Consider the following 3,153-nt stretch of genomic DNA (forward strand, 5'->3'; position numbering starts at 1 on the left):
TAAGAAAAAAGGTATAGGAGACTTTAGTAAAATACCAAATGGTTGCCCTAGTGTACAGGACAGACTGGCCCTTTTATGGTCATATGGAGTAGCAAAAGGTAGGATAACTAAAGAAAGATTTGTAGATTTATTTGCAACGACTCCTGCAAAGATTGTTGGGCTTGAAGAAAAAGGCCAAATTGCTATAGGGTTTGATGCAGATATAGTTATATATGATCCTGAATATAAGGGAGAAATAACTGTAGAGAATAGTTACCATGAATCAGATTATAACTCTTTTGAAGGAATGGATATGATAGGAAGACCAGAAAAAGTATATCTAAGAGGAAAACTAACTGCTGAAAATGGTAAATTTGTAGGTGAGATAGGTCAAGGTAGATATATTGAAGCCAAACCATTTGGATTATGCTATGATGAATTTGAAGAAGCGGATAAAGAAAAAGTATATGTATAAATAAGATGAAGTTTAGGTCTAGGATAAACTGAAAATATATAGACATATTATAAAAAGGTGATTTCAGAACGAAGACATTAGTTATGAAGTCACCTTTTTATAATATGATTAATGTTATTTAGTATTAAATATAAACAAAGTTTGATAAATTAGATAGATTAGATTAATAAAATTTTTTCTATAATTATTTGATGATCATATCTTTAGGTAGATAAAAATGTTAATTAAAGCAATATTTTAAAAATATATCGTGATTATTTTGCTTTTATTATAGATTAATAATTATTAATATGAAATGACATTGATGAAAACGCCTATTTTATACCGTTAGATATATATTAAATACTTGGCACATTACTTGCAATATATTATAGTACATATTAATTAAGTTTGTAAATTTAAAAACGAGGAGGTAGCTTATGGATACTTGGAAAATTATGTTGGGATTTCAGGGCATATCCACAGGAATTTCATTACTCGCTATAATTATTTATATGATTACACCGGAAAGAAAGGAGAGTTAATATGAGTTTGAAAGTTTGGTCAATCATAATGTTCGTGCTCTTTTTAGGATCGATGGTAGTTACAGGAATGATGTCGGCTAAGCGAAGTAGTGGAGGAGATGCATCAGTAGATGAAGAGTATTATTTAGGCGGAAGAAATACAGGGCCTATTATGTTAGCATTCTCCTATGTTACAGGTTCAGTAAGTGCAGCGGCTTTTATGGGGGAGCCAGGACTTATGTCACAGGTAGGATGGCCTTACTATTGGATAGTTGTTGCAATCATACCTGGAATGGTATTTCCAGCTTTACTTTTATTAAAGAAGTTAAGAGCTAGATCTGAAGAACTTGGTTCTCTCACTATTCCACAATTTTTAGGGCAGCATTTCAATAGTGATGGAGTTAGAATAATAATTGCTTTAGCAATATGCATATTCTATTTATTACCATTAGTAGCACAATTTAAAGGAGCAGCAGTATTATTAGAAGCTTTTACTAATATTCCTTTTAATGTAGGAATTATTATATTTACATTATTTATTGGAGTTTATGTAGCATTTGGAGGACTTAATTCTGTTGTATTAGCATCATTTATACAAGGTATACCAATGTTTCTTATAGCAGTAGTATTGGTTATTGTTAGTTTGAGAGCTGTGGGAGGATTTACAGGAATAGAAATAGGACTGCAATCTATAGATCCGAGCATGTTAAAAGTAGTAGAAACAAGAGGGCCAGATTCACTTTTTCCAATTGAAGGAATTGTAGGAGTATTCTTTTACTGGGCTATAATGTTTGTGGCTCAACCATATATGGCATCGCGGTTTATGAGTATAAAAGATACTAGTAAAAAGACTATAGGTACTTTTTTAATAACTGTATTAATATTAACAGTAGTTTTAAATACTTTATATTTTACAGGTCTTGCAGGAAGAATATTATATCCAAATGTAGACGGAGACTATTTAACATCACAAATTGCAATAGATTACCTGCCAACTGTATTAGCCGCCGTGATGATGATAGGAATATTTGCAGCAATGATGAGTACCACACAATCGATGATGTTGACAGTAGCACAGGCGATAGCCAATGATCTTTATGTAGAAACTATAAATCCAGAAGCCTCAGGTAGAACAGTAATAAGAATTACAAGAATTGCAATTGGAGCTATTTCTGTATTTGTTCTAGTATTAACTTGGTTAAATCCGCCAGAATTTTTATCTATATTCTTATATTTAGGGCTAAGTGGTATAGGATCAGCAATTGCGGTGCCTTTATTTGCATCACTTATGTGGCCAAAGAAGGCTACAAAACAAGGGGCATTAGCTTCTTGTATAATAGGGCCCTTAGCATATATACTATTTGAAATGATATTAAATTGGAATATGTGGTTCTCTTCAATGTTAGCTGTTATACTTGCAGGGATAGCAATGTTTGTATTAAGTATAATATGTAAACCTAAAGAAGTAGTTATAGAATAATACATATAATATTGAAAATGACAATTGGATGGAATGAATATTAAAAGATGTCTCGTAAACGAGACATCTTTTAATATAAGAAGAAAAATATAATTTGTTTATGTAATAATTTATTTTAAAGATGATATTTTTTTGTTCTGTATTCTAGGTTTTGTCTACTAATTCCAAGTTTTCTTGCGGCGGCAGTTATATTCCCTTGTGCTTCATTGATTTTATCTTTGATTATTTGCTTTTCAATATTATTTATTAATGAAGTTAGATCAGTATTTTCTAATGTTTCGTCCAAATTTTTTATATTTTTCATAGGAAGGGTATTATTGTTGTTAAATTTATTGTCTTCAGTGAGAAATATAGGTAAATTTTCTTTTTGTATACACTTGTCTTCTGTTGTAATTATCATACTATGTTCAATCGAGTGTTCTAATTCCCTAACATTACCTGGCCAATTATGGGAATTAAATATTTCTTCAACTTCGGGTGTAACTCCTTTGATATTCTTATTTAACTTTATATTAAATTTATTTATAAATTTATCCACAAGAATTGGTATATCATCTAATCTATCTTTTAATGGAGGGATTACAATTGTAATAACACCTAGTCGATAAAATAAATCCATTCTTATATCATGGTTCTCGATAGCGTCTAATGGATGTATATTTAAAGCGCTTATTATTCTAGGCTTGACTATTCGCTCCCTAGTTTCACCCACTCGA

3 protein-coding genes are annotated in these 3,153 nt (G+C 30.7%); 2 read left to right on the forward strand and 1 reads right to left on the reverse strand.

Going from position 1 to position 3,153, the window contains the following annotated elements; translation table 11 throughout:
* The coding region (locus tag VK071_01030) for an amidohydrolase family protein (GenBank protein HLR33900.1) at nt 1-454 on the forward strand (454 nt) is incomplete at its 5' end.
* 525 nt (nt 455-979) lie between these two features.
* Nucleotides 980-2,437 carry a hypothetical protein gene (locus tag VK071_01035; GenBank protein ID HLR33901.1) on the forward strand — a complete coding sequence of 486 codons (1,458 nt, stop codon included), beginning with the start codon at nt 980-982 and terminating at the stop codon, nt 2,435-2,437.
* 115 nt (nt 2,438-2,552) lie between these two features.
* On the opposite strand, the gene VK071_01040 is transcribed toward VK071_01035, so the two are convergent.
* A partial coding sequence (locus VK071_01040) for a helix-turn-helix domain-containing protein (GenBank protein HLR33902.1) occupies nt 2,553-3,153 on the reverse strand: 601 nt, incomplete at its 5' end.

Source organism: Tissierellales bacterium (genome assembly GCA_035301805.1).
Taxonomy (GTDB): domain Bacteria; phylum Bacillota; class Clostridia; order Tissierellales; family DATGTQ01; genus DATGTQ01.

Excerpts from the sequence above, each read along its gene's own strand:
- VK071_01035 (HLR33901.1), top strand. The coding sequence starts at position 980 with ATGAGTTTGAAAGTTTGGTCAATCATAATGTTCGTGCTCTTTTTAGGA.